This window comes from Pelomonas margarita (assembly GCF_043555875.1).
Classification (GTDB): Bacteria; Pseudomonadota; Gammaproteobacteria; order Burkholderiales; family Burkholderiaceae_C; genus Pelomonas; species Pelomonas margarita.
In genome coordinates this window covers 402,907-420,193 of record NZ_JBIGHW010000001.1, presented here as the reverse complement: position 1 = coordinate 420,193, position 17,287 = coordinate 402,907, and the positions used below count along the sequence as shown (strand labels likewise).

Annotated in this window: 16 protein-coding genes; 5 read left to right on the top strand and 11 right to left on the bottom strand. The window is 70.6% G+C overall.

The features are described 5' to 3' along the window. The first annotated feature begins 29 nt into the window (after nt 1-29). From ACG0Z3_RS01935 to ACG0Z3_RS01925, 3 genes are read left to right on the top strand one after another with little or no spacing between them, the layout of a single operon-like run. The gene (locus tag ACG0Z3_RS01935; protein ID WP_394394798.1) at nt 30-1,013 is read left to right on the top strand and encodes a succinylglutamate desuccinylase/aspartoacylase family protein; all 984 of its coding nucleotides are present in this window, start codon (nt 30-32) and stop codon (nt 1,011-1,013) included. A gap of 3 nt (nt 1,014-1,016) precedes the next feature. Beyond that, on the top strand, nt 1,017-1,934 hold the full coding sequence (locus tag ACG0Z3_RS01930) for a hypothetical protein (RefSeq protein ID WP_394394796.1): 918 nt from the start codon (nt 1,017-1,019) through the stop codon (nt 1,932-1,934). Next, nucleotides 1,934-2,380, top strand: a complete 447-nt coding sequence (locus tag ACG0Z3_RS01925; protein WP_394394794.1) for a ribosomal maturation YjgA family protein — start codon at nt 1,934-1,936, stop codon at nt 2,378-2,380. The genes ACG0Z3_RS01930 and ACG0Z3_RS01925 overlap by 1 nt, the downstream gene beginning before the upstream one ends. On the opposite strand, the gene ACG0Z3_RS01920 is transcribed toward ACG0Z3_RS01925, so the two are convergent. After that, nucleotides 2,307-2,936 (bottom strand): glutathione S-transferase family protein, encoded by a 630-nt coding sequence (locus ACG0Z3_RS01920; protein WP_394394792.1) that lies wholly within the window; start codon nt 2,934-2,936, stop codon nt 2,307-2,309. The two genes, ACG0Z3_RS01925 and ACG0Z3_RS01920, sit on opposite strands and share 74 nt — an antisense overlap. After that, nucleotides 2,933-3,844, bottom strand: a complete 912-nt coding sequence (yghU, locus tag ACG0Z3_RS01915) for a glutathione-dependent disulfide-bond oxidoreductase (RefSeq protein WP_394394790.1) — start codon at nt 3,842-3,844, stop codon at nt 2,933-2,935. Before yghU ends, ACG0Z3_RS01920 begins: the two co-directional genes overlap by 4 nt. Nucleotides 3,845-3,960: 116 nt before the next feature. Between yghU and ACG0Z3_RS01910 the strand changes: the two genes are divergently transcribed. Both ACG0Z3_RS01910 and ACG0Z3_RS01905 read left to right on the top strand, forming a co-directional pair. After that, complete coding sequence (locus tag ACG0Z3_RS01910) at nt 3,961-4,602, top strand: DsbA family oxidoreductase (RefSeq protein ID WP_394394788.1); 642 nt, start codon at nt 3,961-3,963, stop codon at nt 4,600-4,602. An 88-nt stretch (nt 4,603-4,690) separates the two neighbouring features. Further along, nucleotides 4,691-5,674 (top strand): recombination-associated protein RdgC, encoded by a 984-nt coding sequence (locus tag ACG0Z3_RS01905; RefSeq protein WP_394394786.1) that lies wholly within the window; start codon nt 4,691-4,693, stop codon nt 5,672-5,674. A gap of 152 nt (nt 5,675-5,826) precedes the next feature. Here the strand turns inward: ACG0Z3_RS01905 and ACG0Z3_RS01900 are convergent, their stop codons facing one another. The 9 genes from ACG0Z3_RS01900 to ACG0Z3_RS01860 all read right to left on the bottom strand — a co-directional run bounded on the left by ACG0Z3_RS01900 (nt 5,827) and on the right by ACG0Z3_RS01860 (nt 17,251). Further along, nucleotides 5,827-8,793: an RCC1 domain-containing protein gene (locus tag ACG0Z3_RS01900; RefSeq protein ID WP_394394785.1), complete on the bottom strand. Its 2,967-nt coding sequence runs from the start codon at nt 8,791-8,793 to the stop codon at nt 5,827-5,829. A gap of 185 nt (nt 8,794-8,978) precedes the next feature. Further along, nucleotides 8,979-9,767 carry a substrate-binding periplasmic protein gene (locus tag ACG0Z3_RS01895; RefSeq protein ID WP_394394784.1) on the bottom strand — a complete coding sequence of 263 codons (789 nt, stop codon included), beginning with the start codon at nt 9,765-9,767 and terminating at the stop codon, nt 8,979-8,981. Nucleotides 9,768-9,832: 65 nt separating this feature from the next. Further along, nucleotides 9,833-10,306 carry a CYTH domain-containing protein gene (locus ACG0Z3_RS01890; RefSeq protein WP_394394783.1) on the bottom strand — a complete coding sequence of 158 codons (474 nt, stop codon included), beginning with the start codon at nt 10,304-10,306 and terminating at the stop codon, nt 9,833-9,835. Further along, entirely contained in the window at nt 10,296-11,546 is a 1,251-nt protein-coding gene (locus ACG0Z3_RS01885) for a DEAD/DEAH box helicase (RefSeq protein WP_394394782.1), read from the bottom strand. Before ACG0Z3_RS01885 ends, ACG0Z3_RS01890 begins: the two co-directional genes overlap by 11 nt. Before the next feature lie 28 nt (nt 11,547-11,574). Beyond that, complete coding sequence (locus tag ACG0Z3_RS01880; protein WP_394394780.1) at nt 11,575-12,204, bottom strand: methylated-DNA--[protein]-cysteine S-methyltransferase; 630 nt, start codon at nt 12,202-12,204, stop codon at nt 11,575-11,577. Next, nucleotides 12,201-13,160, bottom strand: coding sequence for a tRNA dihydrouridine(20/20a) synthase DusA (gene dusA, locus ACG0Z3_RS01875; protein WP_394394779.1), 960 nt, complete (start codon nt 13,158-13,160; stop codon nt 12,201-12,203). The genes ACG0Z3_RS01880 and dusA overlap by 4 nt, the downstream gene beginning before the upstream one ends. Before the next feature lie 94 nt (nt 13,161-13,254). Then, complete coding sequence (locus tag ACG0Z3_RS01870) at nt 13,255-15,264, bottom strand: acyltransferase family protein (protein ID WP_394394777.1); 2,010 nt, start codon at nt 15,262-15,264, stop codon at nt 13,255-13,257. Then, on the bottom strand, nt 15,261-16,373 hold the full coding sequence (locus ACG0Z3_RS01865) for an enoyl-CoA hydratase/isomerase family protein (protein ID WP_394394776.1): 1,113 nt from the start codon (nt 16,371-16,373) through the stop codon (nt 15,261-15,263). Before ACG0Z3_RS01865 ends, ACG0Z3_RS01870 begins: the two co-directional genes overlap by 4 nt. Further along, a complete protein-coding gene (locus tag ACG0Z3_RS01860; protein WP_394394775.1) occupies nt 16,370-17,251 on the bottom strand; it encodes a DMT family transporter in 882 nt (293 codons plus the stop codon). The genes ACG0Z3_RS01865 and ACG0Z3_RS01860 overlap by 4 nt, the downstream gene beginning before the upstream one ends. Between the last annotated feature and the right edge of the window lie 36 nt (nt 17,252-17,287).

Genomic DNA, 17,287 nt, shown 5'->3' with positions numbered 1-17,287 from the left:
GGCTCCTCACTGCTCACGCCCCGACCGCCATGTCCAGCACGCCCACCCACCTCCGCATCCATCAATACGCCGGCCTGCAGCCCGGCCCGCGCCTGCTTGTCACCAGCGCCGTGCACGGCAACGAGATCCACGGCACCCGCGCGATGGCCGAGATCATGCGGCAGCTGGACGCGGGAGAGTTGACGCTGCGGCGCGGCACGCTGACGCTGGTGCCCATCGTCAACCCGCTGGCCCACCAGCTGAACCGCCGCGAGGGCGACCGCAACCTCAACCGCAACCTGCGCCCGCCGGTCGTCGCGCAGGACTTCGAGGATCGCATCGCCCGAGTGCTGTGCCCGCTGATCGCGCAGCACAACGGCATCCTGGACCTGCACAGCTTCCAGGGCAACGGCCCGGCGTTCGCGATGATCGGCCCGCGCAACAACAGCGGCGAGCTCGAGCCCTTCGCGCAGGAAGCCACCGAGTCGGCGCTGGCCGCCGCCCTGGGCGTGACGCGCATCGTCGAGGGCTGGCTGTCGACCTACGCCCTCGGCATCGCCCGGCGCCAGCAGCGCAGCCACGATGGCTCGCGCCGCGCGTCGCTGATCTCCGACCCGCACTACGGCGTCGGCACCACGGAGTACATGCGCTCCACCGGCGGCTGGGCCATCACGCTGGAATGCGGCCAGCACCTGGATCCGAACGGCCCAGAGGTGGCGCGCCTGGCCATCCTGCGCACGCTGGTGTTCCTGGGCATGCTGGACGCCAGCGCGGTCGAACCCCACCGCCCTGCGCAGCCGCCCGAGGTGCTGCAGCTGCACGACGTCATCGACCGTGAGGACATGGGTGACCAGTTCGCCCGCGAGTGGGCCAGCTTCGACGCCATCGAAACCGGCCAGCTGATCGGCACGCGCGCCAGCGGTGAGGCGGTGCTGGCGCCGGGCGCGGGGCGCATCGTGTTCCCCAACGTCAAGTCGCAGCCGGGCACCGAGTGGTTCTACCTGGCCCGCCCCAGCGACCGCCAACTGCCCTGAGCCATGCACGCCCGGCGGCGGACATGGGCATGCGGGCTGGCGCTGCTGGCCGCGCTGGCTGATGCCGCCATGGCCGGGCTCGCCGCGCCGCCGGCGCCGCTGGTCGTCACGCTGCCCTACATGGAGCGCGAGGCGCCACACCGCGCCTATGCCGACCAGCTGCTGGCGCTGGCGCTGCACCTCTCCAGCGACCGCTACGGCCCCTACCAATTGGTGCAGCAGCGCGAGGACACCGTCATCCGCCGCCAGCTCGCCGAGCTGCAGCAGGGCCACCTGTCGGTGGCCGTTGCCATGCCCACACAGGAGTGGCTGGACGGCGCGCTGCCGGTGCGCGTGCCCATCATGCGCGGGCTGGCCAGCTTCCGCTTCTTCCTGGGCCGCGACAGCGAGCGGTCGGCCTACGCCGCGGTGCGCAACGCCCATGACCTGCGCGCGCTGAGCATCGGCCAGGGGCCCGGCTGGTCCACCGCCACGCTGCTGCAGCAAGGCGGCTTCAAAGTCGTCTACGGCGGCGCGCATGCGACGCTGATCCCCATGCTGCGCGCCGGGCGCTTCCAGCTGCTGATGCGCAGCATCTACGAGGTCGGACCCGAGCTGCAGGCCCAGAGCGCCAGCCAACCCGGCCTGTTCGTCGTAGACGACTTCGCCGTGTTCACCTACATGCCCATGTACTTCTTCGTGGCGAAGCACCAGCCACAGCTGGCCCAGCGCCTGGCCTACGGGCTGAAGAAGGCCTATGCGAACGGGCAGTTGGACCGGCTGTTCCAGCGCTTCTTCGGCGACAGCCTGAAGCTGCTGGCGAGCCGCCGGCTGCGCCTCATCCACCTGCCCAACACCAACATCGACAGCAGTTTCTTCGATCAGGACCGGCCCTACCTGCTGCCGGCCGTGGTCGCACAGGAACAGGCCGCGAGGCGCTGATGCGCAGGAGACGACTGCCCTACGCCCTGTTGGTGCCACTGGTCATCACTTCCGGCCTCGCATCACGTGCCCACCCTGGGTTGCTGCCGGCCGCGATCGGCCCCTACCCGGGCGACGCGCTGTGGGCGCTGCTGGTGTTGCTGCTGATCGCGCTGGCCCGACCGGGCTGGTCGGTGGCGCGGGTGGCCGTCGCGGCGCTGGCGACCTCGTTTGCGGTCGAGTTCAGCCAACTCTGGCAACCCGACTGGCTGAACGCACTGCGCCACACAACGCCGGGCCATCTGGTGCTGGGCAGCACCTTCCACGCCCCGGACTTGCTGGCCTACACGATCGGCGTAGCGCTGGGTGCGGTGCTGGACCGACTGCTGCTGCTCAGCCCATGGTGCCGCGCGCCTGCATCGCCTCGCGCCAGCGGCGCAGCTCGGCGTGTTCGTCTACCGGCCTGAGCCGGATGGCGCGCGCGAAGTCCACAACGACGACGGCCGTAATGTCGGCCAGGCTGAAGCGCCCGGTCGCAATGAAGTCACGCCCCGCGAGGTGCGCGTCCAGCGCCGCAAAGAAAGTCCGTGCGCGCGCCACGCCGCGCTCGGCCAGCGCCGGGATCTGCGCGTAGTCGGCCGGCCCGGTCAGCGCACGGCCGGCCATGGCCGGGCTGCCGTTGCGAAAGCCCTCGGCAATCGCCATCAGGCCCTCTTGCTCGATGCGGGCCTGCCAGCCGGCAATCTCGGCCTTCTCCAGCGGCGTGCGACCCAGCAGCGCCGGCTCGGGAAAGCGCGCCTCCAGGTAGGCCGCGATGGCGGCGTTGTCCGTCAACACGGGGCCTTCCTCGGTCACCAGCGCCGGCACCGTGCACTGCGGGTTGATGCGCCGAAAGTCCTCGCCCAGCTGCTCGCTGCTCTTCAGGTCGACCTGCACCGTTGCGTGCGGTACCCCCTTCTCGGCCAGCAGGATGCGCGCCCGGCGCGGGCTGGGCGCAGTGGCGCAGTCGTACAACGTGATCACGCCGCGCCGCCTTCCAGCGCCTTGTCCTGCGTCCTGAGCGCGAAGTCGCTGGCGTCGTGGCGCTCGTGCAGCTGGTTGTGCGGCTCGCCCCAGGTGCGGTTGACCTTGCGCCCCCGCTGCACTGCCGGGCGCGCGGCGATCTCGTCGGCCCAGCGGATGACGTGCGGGTACTCGTGCACCGACAGGAATTCGCCCGCGCCGTACAGCTGGCCCTTCACCAGCGCGCCATACCAGGGCCAGGTGGCGATATCGGCCACCGTGTAGGCCTCGCCCGCGAGGTAGCGGCGCTCGGCCAGCAGACGGTTCAGCACGTCCAGCTGGCGCTTGACCTCCATCGCGTAGCGGTCGATGGGGTACTGCTGCTTGGTCGGCGCGTAGGTATAGAAATGGCCGAAGCCGCCGCCCAAGAAGGGCGCGCTGCCCATCTGCCAGAAGAGCCAGCTCAGGCACTCGGCACGCGCCGCGCCGCCGGCAGGCAGCAGCGCGTTGCCGAACTTCTCGGCCAGATAGACCAGGATAGCCCCGGACTCGAACACCCGCACCGGCGGCACCTCGGCGCCCGCACTGCGGTCCACCAGCGCCGGGATCTTGGAGTTGGGGTTGGCCTCGACGAAGCCGCTGCCAAACTGCTGGCCCTCATTGATGCGGATCAGCCAGGCGTCGTACTCGGCACCGGCATGGCCCAGCGCCAGCAACTCTTCCAGCATCATCGTGACCTTCTGGCCATTGGGCGTGCCCAGCGAGTAGAGCTGCAACGGATGCCGGCCCACCGGCAACGCCTGCTCATGCGTGGCGCCGGCCACCGGCCGGTTGATGTTGGCGAACTGGCCGCCGCTCGGTTGGGCCCAGGTCCAGACCTGGGGCGGCACATAGGCGGTGGCGGCGGGGGTGGCGGCGTTGTCAGACATGCAGGGCTCTCCGTGGCAGGGCCCGCACGGTAGGCGATGCGGGCCGGCCCCCGGGACTGTATGGGCTTGCGCGCAGGCCGCAGAATTCGGCGCCCGCCACGCTGCCTGCCCTGCTCATGCGCATTGATTTCATCTCCGACGTCGTCTGCCCCTGGTGTGCCATCGGCCTGTACTCGCTGGAGGCCGCTGCCGCCCGCATTCCGGGCCTGACGCTGGACCTGCACTTCCACCCCTTCGAGCTCAACCCGGGCATGGGCCCCGACGGCCAGGACATCGAGGAACACCTGGCCGAGAAGTACGGCGCCAGCCCGGCGCAGCTGGCCGGCACCCGCCAGGCCATCCGCGAGCGCGGCGCCGAGCTGGGCTTTCACTTCGCGATGGAGGCACGCAGCCGCATCGTCAACACCCGCGACGCTCACCGTTTGCTGCACTGGGCCGAGGAGGCCTTGGGCAACGCCACGCAGCGCACGCTCAAGGTTGCGCTGCTCAAGGCCTATTTCAGCGAAGGCCGGGACGTGTCGGACACGGCCGTGCTGCTGGACATCGCCGTAGCCGCCGGCCTGCCCGAAGCCGGTGCGCGCGAGCTGCTGGCCAGCCGGCGCTACGACGCCGACGTCGCCGCCGCCGAGGCCGAGGTGCAGCGCCAGGGCATCCACTCGGTGCCCGCCATCGTCGTGAACCAGCGCCACCTCATCCAAGGCGGCCAGTCAGTCGAGGTGTTCGAGCGACTGCTGCGCCAGGTGCTGGACGCCGGTTGAGCCCGGCGCCGCAGCCGCCCTCTGAGACAATGCGGCACAGCCCATCCACGAAGCCCGCCACCGGCGGGCTTCTCGTTTCTCAAGCGCCATGTTCAAGAACCTGATCACCTACCGCATCGGCGAAGGCTGGCAGACCGACGCCGCCCAGCTCGCCGAGCAACTCGCCAAGGAACCCTTCCTGGCTTGCGCCCCCACCCAGCCGCTGGCCGTGGGCTGGGCGCCGCCGCGCGGCGTCGAGCACGCGCCGCTCGTCGAGGTCATCGACGGCCACTGGCTCATCAAGCTCAAGCGCGAGGCCCGGCTGTTGCCCTCCTCCGTCGTGCAGGAGCGCGTGGACGAGCTGGCCGAGCACATCGAAGAAACCACCGGCCGCAAGCCCGGCAAGAAGGCCAAGAAGGACCTGAAGGAACAAGCCCAGCACGAGCTGCTGCCGCGCGCCTTCACCAAGACCTCGGCCACGCAGGTGTGGATCGCGCCGGGCCAGGGCCTGCTGTTCGTGGACGCTGGCTCCAGCAGCCGCGCCGACGAGGTCATCACGCTGCTGATCCAGGCCAGCCCGGGGCTGTCACTGCAACTGGTGCAGACCGCCGAGAGCCCGGCTGCCTGCATGGCCGCGTGGCTGCTGGACGGCGTGACGCCCGAGGGTTTCAACATCGAGCGCGAGTGCGAGCTCAAGGGCAGTGACGACGAGAAGCCCGTCGTGCGCTACGCCCGCCACCCGCTGGACATCGACGAGGTACGCGCCCATCTGACCAGCGGCAAGATGCCCACGCGCCTGGCGCTGAGCTACAAGGAACGCGTGGCCTTCACGCTGACCGAGGGCTTTGCGATCAAGAAGATCAGCTTCCTGGACCTGGCGTTCGAGGGGCGCCCGGAGGCCAGCGGCGACGAGGCCTTCGACGCCGACATGGCGCTGGCCACCGGCGAACTGAGCGGGCTGATCCCGGCGCTCATCGAAGGCCTGGGCGGCGAGCATGACTTTGCCGCCGGGGGGACAGCGCCTGCCGCGGCTGCGCCGACACCGGCTGCCCTGTCCACCGAACCCATGATTGAAGGCGAAGCGCCCTGGTGAGTCCCCCGCGTTTGCCGCTGCACGTGTGGCGGTGGATCGACGTCGTGACGCTGCGCAAGGGTGACCGCAAGCATCGGGCCGGCAACAAGGGTCCGGCTCAACGACATCCCATCGGCAGCTGACACCCGCGACACGACGCCCCGCCCCGCCCCTCACTTCGGCTCCACCGCCTGGAAGTTCACCACCGTCACTGGTGTGCTGCGGTCGGTGGTGCTGCCGTCGCCCAGGCGGCCGGCGTTGTTGAAGCCCCAGCACTGGGCGCCGCTGGGGGTGAGTGCGCAGCTGAAGTTGCTGCCCGCACCGATGGCCACGGCGCCACTGCCCAGGCCTGTGACGGCCACCGGCACGTTGCTGCGGGTGGTGCTGCCATTGCCCAGCTGACCGTTGCTGTTGAAGCCCCAGCACAACACGGCGCCGGCCTGCGTGAGCGCACAGGTGTGGTACGAACCCGCATTCACCGCGGCCACACCACTGCCCAGGCCAGAAACAGCCACCGGCACGCTGCTGCTGGTGTTGCTGCCCTGACCCAACTGGCCCGACAGGCCCAGGCCCCAGCAAACCAGCCCGCGTGCACTGGTGATGGCGCAGCTGTGTTCGCCGAAAGCGTCCAGCGCCACGACGCCGGCCTCCAGGCCCTGCACCGCCACGGGCGCGGTGCTGTTGGTGGTGGTGCCGTTGCCCAGCTGGCCGCTGAAGTTGCCACCCCAGCACCGCACCGCGCCAGCACTGGTGAGCGCACAGCTGTGGTAGGCGCCGGTGCTGATGGCGAGCACGCCCGAGGACAGGCCCACCACGTCCACCGGCGTGCGGCTGTTGGCGATGCTGCCCTGACCCAGTTGGCCGTTGCTGCCCGCGCCCCAGCACTTCACGGCACCAGCGCTGGTCAGCGCGCACATGTGTTCCCAGCCTGCGCTGATGGCCACCACGCCGCTGCCCAGGCCCGACACCGCCACCGGCGTGCTGCGATTCACGTTGCTGCCGTCGCCCACCTGGCCAGAGCCGTTCAGGCCCCAGCAGTGCACGGCCCCAGCCTGGTTCAGCGCACAGGTGGAGTAGGCCGCCGTGGCGACGCTGACGATGCCCGTCTCCAGGCCGAACACGTCCACCGCCGTGCTGCTGTTGGTGTTGCTGGCGTTGCCCAGCTGGCCTGTGCTGTTGAAGCCCCAGCACTTCAGGCCGCCACTGAGCGTGTTGGCGCAGGCGTGGCCGTCGCCGCCGGCGATGCTGCGGGCCGGCGGCAGGGTGCTGACCTGGGCCGACACGGTCTGGCTCAGGCTGGCCGTGGCCATCTGGCCCAGCGCGTCGGTCACCGTCAGCGTCACGGTGTAGGTGCCTGCGGTGGTGTAGGTGTGGCTGACGGTGCTGCCACTGCCGGTGCCGCCGTCGCCGAAGGTCCAGGCGTGGCCAGTGATGGCGGGGCTGGCCTCGCCGCCGCTGAGCTGGGCGGCGTAGTTCACCGTCAGCCCATTGCTGCTGGCCTGGATGGCCACGCTGGGCGCCAGGGGCAGGCTCAGGCAGGAGCTCAGCGCGGGCGCGGTGGCGCCGACCACCAGCTCAGTGCGGGCCTCGGCCAGCGTGGGGTCGGCCGGGGTCAGACGCAGCGACAGCGTGCTGTTCAAGGGCAGGTTGCTGAACTGGAAGTTCGGGCTGCTGTTTTGCAGCATCTGTGGCGGGCCCAGGCGCTCGCTGCCGCGGAACACGCTGACCAGCACGGCGTTGCGGCGGTATTCGGCCCAGCCCTGCACGCAGCCTTGCAGCGTGAAGCGGCTGTCGTTGACCACCAGGTCGGGGAAGGTGGTGGCGGCCGTGGCGACCTGGGTGGTAACCGTGGTGTCAGGCGTGCCGTAGTCCAGCGCCGCCACCAGGCGGGCCCGCAGCAGGCCTGCGCCCTGGGGCACGTCCACGGCGTAGCTGCCGTCGGTCTGCACGGGCACGGTGACGGTGCTGGCCCGCTCGCCGCTGATCTGCACGCGGTAGTTGGCCAGCGAGCCACTGCCCAGTACCACACGGCCCGTCACCCGTACCGAGGCCGGGGCCACCAGGCAGCGCGGCAGTCGCTCGGTGCCACCGGCGGCGCCGCTGCTGAGGGTCAACGTGTCCAGCACCAGGCCGCGGCTGTCCAGCAGCTGCAGCCGTACTTGGGAGCGTGCGCGCACGGGCAGCGTCTCGCCGTTGGTGGCAGACCTGCCGTTGTAGTCCACCCCGAAGGCCCAGACCTGGCTCAGGGCCGTCAGGGTGCAGCGCGTGCCGGTGGTGGTGGTGGTCAGGTCGATGAAGCTGCGGCTCCACACCTGGTCGGCGTTCCAGGTGCTGAAGTGGCTGACCACGCCTTCGTAGTAAGGCGCGCCGGTGGCGGCGTCGGTCTTCAGCGTGGCCGTGCCTTCACGCGTCCAGCGACCGCTGCTTTCGTTCAGGTGGTACAGCGGAAAACTGGCCGGCAGGCTGCCGTTGGCACCCGCGGCCGCGGTGGCCGGGATGCGGATGGTGGCGGCCTTGCCGCTGCCCAGGTTCAGCGCGGCACCGGTGGCGTCGCTGAAGTTCACCGTCAGCGCACCCAGCGATTCGATGGGCTCGCCGCTGGTGGCGTCCACCAACAGGCCGGGCATGCGGGCGATGTCGGCACTGGGGTCGATGGGTGTCAGCGCCACGGTGGCGCTGCCACTGGGCGCCTGTCCGTCGGCGCGCACCAAGCTGCCGGCGGCCAGCTCCACGCGGGCGGCCGAACCAGGCACACGCAGCACCGCGGCCTGCGTGGGGTCGAAACTCTGCGTGCTGGCCACGGGCAGCAGCACCATGCGGGGCGCCACCTGGGCGTTGTCGGCGGCGGCGGGGGCGGCCTGGAAGCCGGCCGTGTATCCCGCCTTGTCCACCCGCAACACGGCAGGCGTGGCCACGTCCAACGTCAGCGCGAACTGGCCGTTGGCGTCGGTCTGAATCGTCTGGGTGGTGCCGGCCGCGGTGCTGGCCGACAACACCTTCACGGTGGCGCCCGCCAGCGGGAAACCCTGGTCGTCGACCACGGTGCCGGCGGCCTGCACAGTGGTGACGACGGCAGTGGGCGGTGTGCTTTCGGCGTTTCCGCCACCGCCACAGGCCGACAGCACAAGGGTGGCAAACAAGAGGACCCAGCCGGGTGTGTGCCGACGGAACAGCCGACCGAGATCAGAAAAAAACGTGTGCATCGCGACGCCTCATGTAGGAGATCGCGAACACCGTAGCGTGCGACCGTCTCAGCAACGTCTCAGCCACACGGCCACAAAGCCTCCTCAGCGCCTGCGACAGCCTGACCGCAGCGCTGCAACAGCTAGCGGAGGTCTTCCACGCGAGGCCGCAGGCCGTAGTGGCGGAACAACTGCTCCACGCCCCCCTCGCGCAGCAGTGCCTGATGGGCCTGCTGCAGCGCCGCCTGCTCGGCCTCGCTGAAGCCGCCACTGGCGGCCAGCCACACGTCGCCCGAGTCCAGCGCCAGCCCGACCTGGAAGTCCCCGGGGATGCGGCCGCTGGCGCGCACCTTGTCCATGCAGACCAGGTCGCCGCCGTACAGCGCATCCACGACGTCGCGCTCCAGCATGCGCAGCATGTCGTCCACGCTGCTGGCCTGCATCAGCAGGCTGGGCGTGAAGCCGTGGCGCTGCAGCTGTGCCAGGTTGGGAGAGCCACGCAGCACCACCAGCCGCAGCTGCCGGGCCTGCTCCAGGCTGGTCACTGGCGGGAACCGGCTGCGGTTGATGAACACGAAGTGCTGCACATACAGCTTGAGCAGCCACTGGAAGGCGCCCTCACGCTCCGGCGTGCGCGTCAACGGCAGGATGGCCACGCGCGGCTGAGCAGCCGCAATGGCCCGGGCGCGGGCCCAGGGGAAGAACTCCACCTTGACCGGCTGCCCGCAGCGCCTGAGCACCTGCTCCACCAGGTCGACCAAAACGCCGGGTCGCTCAGGCTGTCCTTGGACGGCGAACGGCGGCAGATCGCCACTGACCACCCGCAGCGCCGCCACCCCGGCGGCACGCGTGCGGCCCGGCCATAGCGCCCCCCCCAGCAAGGCCAGCAGCCAGCGGGCACGGGCCCGGTTCGCAAGCGGCATGTTCAACATGGCGCCCATGCTGCCGCGAGGCGACGGTCACCACAACTGCGGGGAACGCGCAGCGGCTCTCAGCGCTACGCGACGGGCCAACTGCCGTAGGGCTGCACGGCCAGGTTGGCGTTGACGTAGCGGGCGTCACCCGTGACCTCCGCCCCCAACCAGCCGGGCCGCGTGAAAGCCTGCGCCTCGGATTGCAGCTCGATCTCGGCCACCACCAAACCGGCGTTGGCGCCGAGGAACTCGTCCACCTCCCAGGTCATGCCGCCGATCTCGCACAGGTGGCGGATCTTCTCGACGACAGGCCCGTCGGCCAGCGTCAGCAGCTGCTGCGCATCGGCTACCGGTACCTCGTACTCGAACTCGGCGCGCGTCGCCCCGGTCGTGGCGCCCTTGATGGTCAGGAAGGCGCGCTCACCGGCCACGCGCACGCGCACGGTGCGAGCCGGGTCGCGGCTCAGGTAGCCCTGGCTGAAGCGGGTCTGGCTCGCCGCCTGCTGGCGCCAGCCGTCACCGGCGACGAGGAACTTGCGTTCGATCTCAATGCCCATCGGTGTCCCCTGCGGCGCGGGCGGCGGCCTCGCGCAGCTTGTCCTTCTTGCTCTTGCGGGTGGTGCTCTTGATGCCGCCCGTGGCCTGCGCCTCGGTGGCCACGGCCTGGGGCTCGAAGCCGGCCATCCGCTCACGCGGCACGCGCTGGCCCTGGCGCTTCTCGATGAGGCGGAAATGGCTCTCGGCGTTCTCGGCACTGTCCGCGCAGATGAAGCTGATGGCCACACCCTGGGCGCCCGCGCGGCCGGTGCGGCCGATGCGGTGCGTGTAATCCGCCGCGGAGCGCGGCAGCTCGTAGTTGACGACAGCCTCCAGCGCGTCCACATGCAGGCCACGCGCGGCGACGTCGGTGGCCACCAGCACCGTCACACTGCCGTCCTTCAACGCGGCGAGCACGTCGGCACGCGCGCCCTGGCTCAGCTCGCCATGCAGAACGCCGGCCTTGAAGCCATGGGCGAACAGCTTGTCGGACACCAGCTCCGCCGTGTAGCGGCTGGCCACGAATACCAGCGTGCGAGCCCAGCCCTGGTCGCTCAGCAGCTGGCGCAGGGCGGGCAGGCGCTGGGCGCGGTCCAGCTGCACGGCGCGCTGGGTGATCTGCGGCGGCGCTTCCTCGATGTGGATACGCACCGGCTCGCGCAGCAACTGGCCGGCCAGCTCCTCGACGGCGGGCGGAAAAGTGGCCGAGAACAGAAGCGCCTGGCGCCGCGCCGGCAGCTGCTCCAGCACGCGCTGCAGCTCGTCGGCAAAGCCCTGGCCGAGCAGACGGTCGGCTTCGTCCAGCACCAGGCATTCCACGCCGGCCAGCGTGAGGCCGTTGTGGTCCAGCAGGTCCAGCAGCCGGCCCGGCGTGGCCACCATCACGTCGCAGCCGCCGCGCAGCGCCATCAGCTGCGGGTTGATGGAGACGCCGCCGAATGCCAGCGCGATGCGCGGCCGGTGCAGCAGGCGCGCCGCCAGCTCGCGAAGCAGTCCGGCCGTCTGCACGGCCAGCTCGCGCGTGGGCGCCAGCACCAGCGCGCGCGGCCCGGGCCGGGGCGGTGACGCCACCAAGCGCTGCAGCAGCGGCAGCACGAAGGCGGCCGTCTTCCCCGAGCCGGTCTGGGCCAGGGCCAGCACATCGGCACCGGCCAGGATGGGGGGGAGCGCCGCCGCCTGGACGGCGGTGGGGGCGTGGTAGCCCTGGTCACGCACGGCGCGCAGCAGGGCGGGCGACAGGCCCAGGGTGGCAAAAGACATGCAGCGATTGTCGGCGCGACAGCCGAGGTCAGAACAAGGGCTGCTGATCACCGGCCAGCTGGCCGACGGCGCGCGCCTCGATGAGCAGCAGGCGCCGCTTGGTCTCGATGCCGCCGGGTGCCGAGAACCCGGTGAGCGCGTCGCCCTGCCCGCCTCGGGCAGCAGGGCGACGCGCGGCAGGATTGGGGGCGCCAATGACGCGATGGCAGGGCACGATGGGCGCGAACGGGTTCGCCCCTTCAGCGCGGCCAACCGCGCGCGCCGCACCGGGCTGGCCTAGCGCCATGGCCAGCTCGCCGTAGGTGCGCGTCTGGCCGGGCGGGATGGCGCGTGTCAGCGCATGCACCTGGCGGCGGAAGGCGGGAATGCCGCGCTCGTCCAGCCGCACGTGACCCAGGTCCACCGGATGGCCGGCCAGCAGGGCCTGCACCCCGGCGATGGCCTCAGCCACCGCTGCCGGCAAGGCCGCACAGGGCTGCGCCAGCGGGAAGCACTGCTGCAGCTGCGCCAGCGTCACGGGCGGCAGACGGCAGGCCACGATGCCTTGCCCGCTCCACACCATGCCGCAGGGGCCCAGCGTGGTGTCGAACACCGTGCAGCCCAACGGCTCATCGGCCGGGCGCGCGGGCAGTTCAGCGAGTTCGGGCAAACCCGTCAAGCCCCTTGCGCGGCCACCAGGCCACCCAGCCGGGCGGCCGTGGCCTGCGCGGCCACCTCGCGCGGCGGCAGGCCCTTGAGGCGGTGATCGCTCCACACCTGGCGCCAGCGCCTGGCGCCGGGCGTGCCGTTCCACAGGCCGAGCGCATGGCGCATCGCGTGCGGCCACGAACGGCCAGCGGCATGCAGGCGGTCCAGGTAGCCCAGCCATTGCGCCTCCACCTGCTCGCGATCGGCTGCCGGGTCCGGCTGGCCGAAGAAGCGCGAGTCCCACTGCGCCATGCTCCAGGGCTCGTGATAGGCCTCGCGTCCCACCATGACGCCATCCACCACGGCCAGCTGGGCTGCGATCTCGTCGGGCGTTTTCAGCCCGCCGTTGATGGCGATGGTGAGCTGCGGGAAGTCGCGCTTGAGCTGGGCAACGATCTCATAACGCAGCGGCGGGATCTCGCGGTTTTCCTTCGGCGACAGTCCTTGCAGCCAGGCGTTGCGGGCGTGCACGATGAACACCTCGCAGCCCGCCGCTGCGACGGTGCCGACGAAGTCGCGCACGAAGTCGTAGCTTTCGTTTTTGTCGATGCCGATGCGGTGCTTGACGGTGACGGGCAGCGTCGTCGCATCGCGCATGGCCTTCACGCCATCGGCCACCAGCTGCGGCTCGTTCATCAGGCAGGCCCCGAACGCGCCTTTCTGCACACGCTCGCTGGGGCAACCGCAGTTGAGGTTGACCTCGTCATAGCCCCAGCGCTCGGCCAGCTTCGCGCAGGCGGCCAGATCCTGCGGCTCGCTGCCGCCCAGCTGCAGCGCGACCGGGTGCTCCTCGGCATTGAAGTCGAGGTGCCGGCCCTGGTCGCCATGGATGAGCGCGCCGGTGGTCACCATCTCGGTGTACAGCAGCGCGTGGCGCGTGATGAGGCGATGCAGATAGCGGCAATGAGCATCGGTCCAGTCCATCATCGGTGCAACGGACAGGCGCCAGGGAGAAACAGCAGGGGCAGACATCGCCATCGATTGTCCCTCGCTCATGCGCCCGGCCCTGCCGTCGGGGCCATCAGCGGTCAGCCGCCGACGCCGGTACGGCACTGGCCACCAGGGGCAGCAGCCGTTCAGCGAGCTGCGGCGCGAGCACGCGTGCGAAGAGTTCGCTCAGGTGCGTGCGGTCGCGGAACATGAGCGTATCGCCATGGCGCGTGGGGCAGCGCTCGGTGGTGCAGATGGCGTCGGAGAGGTCGATGTAGACGGCGCCCAGGCTGGCCGACACGCGGGCCTCGGCTTCGGCCAGCGCAGCGAACCGTTCGTCATGCGCAGCGGTCGAATAAGTGCAGGCCCCTGGCGGCACCCAGCCCCACCAGGCCACGCGAGCCCAGCAGGTGGGCACGTCCAGCCCGGTGTGCGGGGTGTCGCGGATGTAGGCGACTTTGCTGCCCAGGCCTTGCAGACGCTTCACGGTACTGGCCAGGCCGGCCTCCCAACGCGCCAGTTCCACATCGCGGTAACCCGCCGAGCTGGCCATGACGATCATCTGGGGGCGCAGGCGCTCCAGGCGCTCGAACATGCGCGCGCGCCATTGCTCGCACTGCGCGAAGCGGGAGCGCGTGACGTAGAAGTCGACATGGGTATCGACCGAAGGGCACACGGCCTTGGTGAGGGCGACCAGGCGCCAGCCCTGGGCCTTGGCCAAGGTCTCCAGGGCCGGGAGCCATTGGGCGGCATGAGAGTCGCCGAAGAGCACCATCGTCGTCGCCGAGGTGGTGTCCCCGAACTCGCAGGGCGGCTGGTCCACGGCATCGAAAAGCACGAGGCAGCCGGAGGAATCGACCAGTTGCCACTTGGAGGCCTGCACGTAGGACGCGTCCTCCCCGCCCTTGTGGATGTGGCCGCGCATCCATTGCGCAGCACCGGCCACCGCCAGGCAGGCGCCCACGCCGAAGAGCATCACGCGTACGGGCGAGGCGCCTTGCCACAGGCGCCGCATGAACATCTGCTCGACGCCGCGATAGGACAGCCAGCCCAGAAGCACCGAGATCAGCACGAGCGAGGCACGCAACAGCGGCCCGGACGTGGGGGTCCAGACGGCTGCGGCAATGAGCACGGGCCAATGCCAGAGGTAGACCGAGTAGGAGCAGTCCCCCACCCAGCGCAGCGGGCGCGCCTCAAGCAGGCGCCCCACCCAGGAGTCCTGGCCACGCTCCGCAGCCAGCAACAGCCCGACCGATGCCGCCACCGGAATGACAGCCCAGAAGCCGGGGAACTGCAGGCTGCCGTCAAAGCACAGGTTGGCCGCAGCGAGCGCAGCCAGGGAAAGCAGCGTCACACCCCGCAGGGCGGCAGGGCTCAGCGAGCGCGACCAGCCCGGCCGCATGGCCACGAGCATGCCCGCCCCGAACTCCCACACCCTCATGGGCGTGAGGAAGAACGCGTACTTGAAGTGCACGAGTGACACCACGATGCAGGCCACCAGGCTCATCGCACTGGCTGCCACGATGAGGACCATGACGCGGCGGCGCGGATCCGCACCGCCAAGCCCCCGGCAGACAGCCAGCATCAGCAGCGGCCAGAACAGGTAGAACTGCTCCTCGACGGCCAGCGACCACAGGTGCAGAAGCGGGTTGGCCTCGGTATGGCCGCCGAAATAGTCGGTCGGCCGGCTGGCGAACCAGAGATTGGCGGCATACAACGCCGAAGCGCGGGCCGAGGACAGGAGTTCGTCCTGCTCATGGGGTGCATACAGGACCCGGATGCCCAGCAACACCACGAGGATGAGCAGCACCGCCGCGGGCAGCAGGCGCCGGACACGGCGCGCGTAGAAGGCCCACAGGTCGATATGGCCGGTGGCCTGCAGCTCGCGCAGCAGCAGGCCGCCGATCAGGTAGCCCGAGATGACGAAGAAAACGTCGACCCCGATGAAGCCGCCATGGAACCCTGGCACCTCGGCATGGTTGAGCAGCACCAGCAGGATGGCAATGCCACGCATGCCCTGCAAGCCGAGGTTGTAGGCATGCCGAGCTGGGGCTGCGGCGTGGCCACCCGCGCTGGCCGCAGGCGCCAGCGCGGCGGTCACGCCAAGTCCTTCAACGGATGCGCCGCAGGGGCCCAGGGGCTCACGAAGAACGCCGCCACCTCGGCGGCATCGACCTCCGCCACGCGCGCGGGCTGCCAGCGCGGGCTGTGGTCCTTGTCGACCGCCAGCGCGCGGATGCCTTCCACCGTCTCGCTGCGTGCAGCGCCGCGCAGGTGGAAGCAGTGGTGCACAAGGTCGCGCTCCAGGCGCAGGTCGTCGGCCAGGCTCAGCGTGCGGCCGCGCCGCACCAGTTCCAGCGTGACGGCCATCATCAGCGGCGAGCGCTTGAGCAGCGTGTCATGCGTGCGGCGGGCCCAGTCGTCGTCGCCCGCCTGGGCCAGCGAGGCGAGGACGGCCGCCACGCTGGGCTGGCCGAAATGCGTGTCGATGCCCGGCGCAGCGGCGCGCGGCTCGGGAGCCAGCTCGACCCGCTCCATGATGGTAGCCACCACGTGCTCGGCACTGGGCTGGCCGCCGCGGCGCAGCTCCTCCAGCAGGGCTGGCCAGTGCTCGGTGCGCACGAAGACGTCGCCCAAGCCCCACTCGATGGCATCGCCGGCCGTGATGGCCTCACCGGTCAGCGCCAGCCATTCGCCGACATGGCCCGGGCACTGAGCCAGGAACCAGCCACCGCCGACGTCAGGGAACAGGCCGATGCCGGTCTCCGGCATGGCCAGCCGCGAGGCCTCGGACAGCACACGCAGCCGCGCGCCCTGGCTGATGCCCATGCCACCGCCCATGACGATGCCGTCCATCAACGCGATGTAGGGCTTGGGGTAGGTGTGGATCAGGTGGTTGAGCCGGTACTCCTCGGTGAAGAAGGCGTCCAGCGCAGGGTCACCGGCGAGCGCGGCCTGGTGCAGGAAGCGGATGTCACCCCCGGCGCAGAAGGCCGGCGGCTTGCCCTCGCGGCCGGCGCCAAGCACGGCCACGGCCTGAATCTCGGGGCGGGCAGCCCAGTGCGTAAGCAGCGCCACCATGTCGCGCACCATGGCCAGCGACAACGCGTTCAGCGCCTGCGGCCGGTTGAGCGTGATGAGGCCCAGGCAGCCATTGACCTCGGCCAGGATTTGGCCATCGGACACGAGGGGCGGGATGAGGTCGTTCATGCGGTCTTGGTGACAGAGGATTCGGAAGACGGCGCCAGCAGCTCATTGGCGATCAGCGCCAGCAGCACGAGGCTACCGCCGATCAGCGCTGCGCTGCCAGGGTGTTCGCCCGCGAACGCCCAGGCCCACAGCACGCCCAGCAGCGTCTCGGCAAGGCCCAGCAGCGCGATCTCGTGGCCGGGCAGTTCGCGCGCCAGGCGCACGGCCAGCAGGCAGGGAATGGCGAGCTGGAAGACGCCGAGGAAGGCAAGCAGGCCCAGGTCGTGCGCGCCGGCCTGCAGCGGCCAGGCCAACGGCAGCGTCGCCACCATCGAGATGAGGGCGCCGATGAGGACGGCAGGCAGCATGTCGGCGCCACCGCCGCGCCGGCCCACCTTCTGCAACAGGCACCAGTTGGCCGCAGCCGCCAGCGGCACGCCCAGCGCCACCAGCACGCCCAAGAGGCTGCCACCGGCGCCAGCCTGCTGACCGAACATCCAGGCGATGCCGATGCCGGCCACGACGATGGCGGCCCAGGTGCGCGCCGGGATGTGCTGGTTCAGGAAGAAGCGGGCGAACAGCGCGGTGAGCAGCGGCCCCAGCGACATGGTCACCAGCACGTTGGCCACGCTGGTCAGCGACAGCGCCACCATGAAGGCCGTGAACATGACGGCCCAACAAAGCCCAGACGCCCAGACCGCCACGCCCCACAGCGCCGGCAGCAGCGCCCTGCCCCGCATGAAGCCCAGGATGACGACCAGTGCCAGCGCGTTGAACGCGCTGCGCCAAAACGTGATCTCGAAGCCCCGCACCGCCTCCAGATGCCGCGTGACGACGCCCGCCGAGCTCCACATCAGCGTGACCAGCAGCATCAGCAAAACAGCGCTTCGGTGGCTCACAGCAGAGCGCCCCTTTCGGGGCGCGGGCAATCAACT

Coding starts and splice junctions, on each gene's coding strand:
- yghU (WP_394394790.1), bottom strand. CDS start 3,844: ATGTCTGACAACGCCGCCACCCCCGCCGCCACCGCCTATGTGCCGCCC.
- ACG0Z3_RS01885 (WP_394394782.1), bottom strand. CDS start 11,546: ATGTCTTTTGCCACCCTGGGCCTGTCGCCCGCCCTGCTGCGCGCCGTG.
- ACG0Z3_RS01890 (WP_394394783.1), bottom strand. CDS start 10,306: ATGGGCATTGAGATCGAACGCAAGTTCCTCGTCGCCGGTGACGGCTGG.
- dusA (WP_394394779.1), bottom strand. CDS start 13,160: ATGATGGACTGGACCGATGCTCATTGCCGCTATCTGCATCGCCTCATC.
- ACG0Z3_RS01930 (WP_394394796.1), top strand. CDS start 1,017: ATGCACGCCCGGCGGCGGACATGGGCATGCGGGCTGGCGCTGCTGGCC.
- ACG0Z3_RS01935 (WP_394394798.1), top strand. CDS start 30: ATGTCCAGCACGCCCACCCACCTCCGCATCCATCAATACGCCGGCCTG.
- ACG0Z3_RS01925 (WP_394394794.1), top strand. CDS start 1,934: ATGCGCAGGAGACGACTGCCCTACGCCCTGTTGGTGCCACTGGTCATC.
- ACG0Z3_RS01910 (WP_394394788.1), top strand. CDS start 3,961: ATGCGCATTGATTTCATCTCCGACGTCGTCTGCCCCTGGTGTGCCATC.
- ACG0Z3_RS01905 (WP_394394786.1), top strand. CDS start 4,691: ATGTTCAAGAACCTGATCACCTACCGCATCGGCGAAGGCTGGCAGACC.
- ACG0Z3_RS01865 (WP_394394776.1), bottom strand. CDS start 16,373: ATGAACGACCTCATCCCGCCCCTCGTGTCCGATGGCCAAATCCTGGCC.
- ACG0Z3_RS01895 (WP_394394784.1), bottom strand. CDS start 9,767: ATGTTGAACATGCCGCTTGCGAACCGGGCCCGTGCCCGCTGGCTGCTG.